The organism is Aeromonas sp. R4-3 (genome assembly GCF_040908275.1).
Taxonomy (GTDB): Bacteria; Pseudomonadota; Gammaproteobacteria; order Enterobacterales; family Aeromonadaceae; genus Aeromonas; species Aeromonas rivipollensis.
Window position 1 is genome coordinate 1 of the sequence record NZ_JBFODK010000032.1, and the last position, 3,755, is coordinate 3,755.

General features: G+C 59.5%; 5 protein-coding genes. All 5 read right to left on the reverse strand.

The features are described 5' to 3' along the window. Positions 1–160: 160 nt before the first annotated feature. Positions 161–661, reverse strand: coding sequence for a transcription/translation regulatory transformer protein RfaH (rfaH, locus tag AB5Y91_RS10770; protein ID WP_106885915.1), 501 nt, complete (start codon positions 659–661; stop codon positions 161–163). A 98-nt stretch (positions 662–759) separates the two neighbouring features. Then, positions 760–1,560, reverse strand: a complete 801-nt coding sequence (gene metQ, locus AB5Y91_RS10775; protein ID WP_171276785.1) for a methionine ABC transporter substrate-binding lipoprotein MetQ — start codon at positions 1,558–1,560, stop codon at positions 760–762. A gap of 26 nt (positions 1,561–1,586) precedes the next feature. Next, positions 1,587–2,240, reverse strand: coding sequence for a methionine ABC transporter permease (locus AB5Y91_RS10780; protein WP_005327310.1), 654 nt, complete (start codon positions 2,238–2,240; stop codon positions 1,587–1,589). 58 nt (positions 2,241–2,298) lie between these two features. Then, positions 2,299–3,342 (reverse strand): methionine ABC transporter ATP-binding protein MetN, encoded by a 1,044-nt coding sequence (gene metN, locus AB5Y91_RS10785; protein WP_106885917.1) that lies wholly within the window; start codon positions 3,340–3,342, stop codon positions 2,299–2,301. Positions 3,343–3,522: 180 nt separating this feature from the next. Beyond that, a partial coding sequence (locus AB5Y91_RS10790; protein ID WP_368169777.1) for a hypothetical protein occupies positions 3,523–3,755 on the reverse strand: 233 nt, incomplete at its 5' end.

Consider the following 3,755-nt stretch of genomic DNA (forward strand, 5'->3'; position numbering starts at 1 on the left):
GGGCAGGCCTATGGGCCTGCCCCGCTTTTTTCAGTCCAGACGCTGGATGGTTAGTCCAGAGGCCGGAAGGCCTGGTTGTCGACGCTGCTGCTGGTTTCCTGGTTGAGCAGGCTGGCCAGCAGGGGTATGGGCGCTGCTCGCCAGCGACGTCTGGGGAGGGTCAGTCCAGACGCCGGAAGGCCTGATTGTCGAAGCTGCTGCTGGTTTCCTGATTCAGCAGGCTGACCAGCAGGATGGCCCGCTTCTCCCCATCCGGCTCCAGATAGATGGCCTCGAACCCGGCCAGGGGGCCTGATTCGATCAATACCTTGTCCCCTTGCGTCGGCAGGCAGGCGTAGCTGGCGCGCGCCTCGTCGCTGTCGTCCCGGCTCATCAGCCGGTAGATCAGCTGGCTGCTGACGGGGCTCCACTCCTTGCCGAAGTGGATGATGCGGCTGATGCCGCGGGTGGACTTCAGGGTAACCGGGGTGACCACTTCCAGATCCACGTAGATGAACAGGTAGTTGGGGAACATGGGTTCACGCTGCGGGACCCGTTTGCCACGCCGCAGTTTCTCCACTTCCACCATGGGGTAATAGGATTCGACGCCTTGCGCCGCCAGATGGGCGCGGGCGCGGGCCTCTTCCTTGGGCTTGCAGTAGGCCAGATACCATTTCTTCATTGTTGTTCTGTTTTTTCGTGTTGCCGTGCTTCTGACTATGATAACGGGGGCAAAAAAAAAGGCCACGCTTGGCGTGGCCTTTTTTACAGAGTGAGTGATTACCAACCTTTCACCAGGCCGCCCTTGAACAGCTCGGTTCCCTTCTTGTAGACCTCGTCGGTCTGGAAGGCCTGAACGAATTCCTTGACTTTCTCGTCGTCCTTGTTGTTTTCGCGGGCAACGATCAGGTTGACGTAGGGGGACTCCTTGTCTTCGACGAAGAGGCCGTTTTCGGTCGGGGTCAGGCCAATCTGACCGGCGAAGGTGTTGTTGATGATGGAGAGATCAACATCTTCCAGAGAGCGGGGCAGCTGAGCGGCTTCCAGCTCGACGATCTTGAAGTCGCGCGGGTTGCTGGCGATGTCCAGCACGGTGGCTTCCAGACCGGCGCCTTCCTTCAGCTTCAGCAGGCCCTGCTTCTCCAGCAGGATCAGGGAGCGACCCAGGTTGGTCGGATCGTTCGGCACCGCGATCTGGGCACCGTCTTTCAGCTCGGACAGGGCCTTGATCTTCTTGGAGTAACCGGCGATCGGGTAGACGAAGGTGTTGCCAACCGGCACCAGCTTGAAGCCGCGATCACGGATCTGGGCATCCAGGTAGGGCTTGTGCTGGAAGGCGTTGACGTCGACGCTGCCGTCGTTCAGGGCCACGTTGGGAGTGACGTAGTCGGAGAAGGTGACGACCTCGACGGTCAGGTCGTATTTCTCCTTGGCCACCTTGGCCGCAGTCTCGATCAGCTCGGTCTCGGGGCCGGCGATGGCGCCGACTTTCAGGGTTTTGCTCTCTTCCTTCTGACCGCAGCCGACCAGTACCAGAGTTGCCAGCAGCGCAGCTGCCGCGGATTTAATGCCCAATTTCATAAAAACCTCCTGTCAGAAATCGACGATTAACGATGATCACATTGTTTGACCAGGCGCTCACCCGCGCTCTGGATGAGTTGAACCAGTACCACCAGAATGACCACGGTGACCAGCATGACGGTAGGGTCAAAGCGCTGATAGCCGTAGCGAATACCCACATCACCCAGGCCGCCCCCCCCGATGGCACCGGCCATGGCGGAGTAGTTCACCAGCGTGACCAGGGTGATGATGATGCTGTTGAGGATCCCGGGCAGGGCCTCTGGCAGCAGCACCTTGGCAATGATTTGCAAGGGTTTGGCACCCATGGCCTTGGCAGCTTCGAGCAGGCCGTCCGGCACCTCCATCAGGGCACCTTCCACCAGACGGGCGATGAAGGGGATGCAACCGACGGTCAGCGGCACTATGGCGGCTATGGTGCCTATGCTGGTGCCGACGATCAGCCGGGTCAGCGGAATGATGGCCACCAGCAGTATGATGAAGGGCACCGAGCGGCCGACGTTGACTACGATGCCGAGGATCTTGTTCAGCAGCGGGTTGGCCAAAATCTGGCCGGCCTTGGTCACGTGCAGTGCCACGCCCAGCGGCAGGCCGAGCAGGCAGCCGAACAGGGCGGAGGCAAACACCATGATCAGGGTGTCGCCGAGGGCTGTGATGAGCAGATTAATCATGGCTTCGGACATGAGTCATTACCTCCAGCTGGATATGATGGCTGAGTCGCCGAGGATTGGGCGCAGCAGATTAGTCATTGCTTCGGACATAGCCCATTACCTCCAGCTGAATGTGGTTGTCGATGAAGAACTGCTGGGTGGCCTCGCACTGGGCCTCATCCCCGAACAGTTCCGCCAGCAGGAAGCCGAACTTGACGCCACCGGCGTATTCGATGTCTGCGCTCAGTATGCTGATGTCGATGTTGAAACGGCGGCTCACCTCGGAGATGAGCGGCGAATCGACGGTGGCGCCGGTGAAGCCGAGCTTCACCAGGGGATAGCTGTTGGCCACCCGCTCGCGGCTCATCCTGTCCTGGTACTCCTGGGGCACCTCCAGGTGGATGGTAGAGTGGATGAAGTCACGGGCCAGCTGGGTCTTGGCGTTGCTGAAGAACCAGGCCACTTCCCCCTGCTCGATCAGGCGACCGTCGCTGATGATGGCCACTTCGTCACAGATCCCCTTCACCACGTCCATCTCGTGGGTGATTAGCAGTATGGTGAGCCCCAGCTTGACGTTGATCTCCTTGAGCAGGCTCAGGATGGATCGGGTGGTCTGGGGGTCGAGGGCCGAGGTGGCCTCGTCACACAGCAATACCTTGGGGGCCGGTGCCAGGGCGCGGGCGATGGCGACGCGCTGCTTCTGGCCGCCGGAGAGCTCGGACGGATAGGCGTGGGCACGGGCTTCCAGCCCGACCAGGGCGAGCAGTTCCTCGACCCTCGCCTGGATCTGCGCCTTGCTCCAGCCCGCCAGCTCCAGCGGGAAGGCGATGTTGGCAAACACGGTGCGGGAGGCCAGCAGGTTGAAGTGCTGGAAGATCATGCCAATCTGGCGGCGAGCCTGGGTCAGATCCCGCTCGCTCAGGGCCACCAGATCCTGACCATCGACGATGACCTGGCCCTGGGTGGGGCGCTCCAGCAGGTTGACGCAACGAATCAGGGTGCTTTTGCCGGCACCGGAGGCGCCGATCACCCCGAAAATCTTGCCTTGTGGCACATGCAGGCTCACGTCACGCAGGGCGTGCACGGCGTCACTGCCTTTACCGTAGACTTTGTTGAGACCGATCAACTTAATCATGGATTCTTCCGTGCTAACAGCCTTAAAGCACAGGGCGCTACAGGCGGGTGAATTGGGCAGAGGTTTCACTGGGTTGCTCTGCCATCATGGAGGATGATGCTAAGATGTCCGGATGGCTGTGTCAACGCATGTTTCTACGTCTAGACGTCTAAAAAATGGATAAGGATTCCCGCTTCCTGACTAAGGGAAGAGGGGTAAACCGGCAGCTTCAATATTAGATTCTGATTTGAAATCATCCTTCCGAATATAACCTGGATAATCATCCTTAACTCGATGATTCCCCCGTTTTGTCACGACCTCTCCCTGGGCGCTGGCGGCCAGTTGCCAGCATGACGGGGAGGAATCTCTTCGCCCCTTTCTCCTCGTTTTCTCCTTTTTCTTTCCCATCCCTTTGATGTAGAACAAAAAACGAC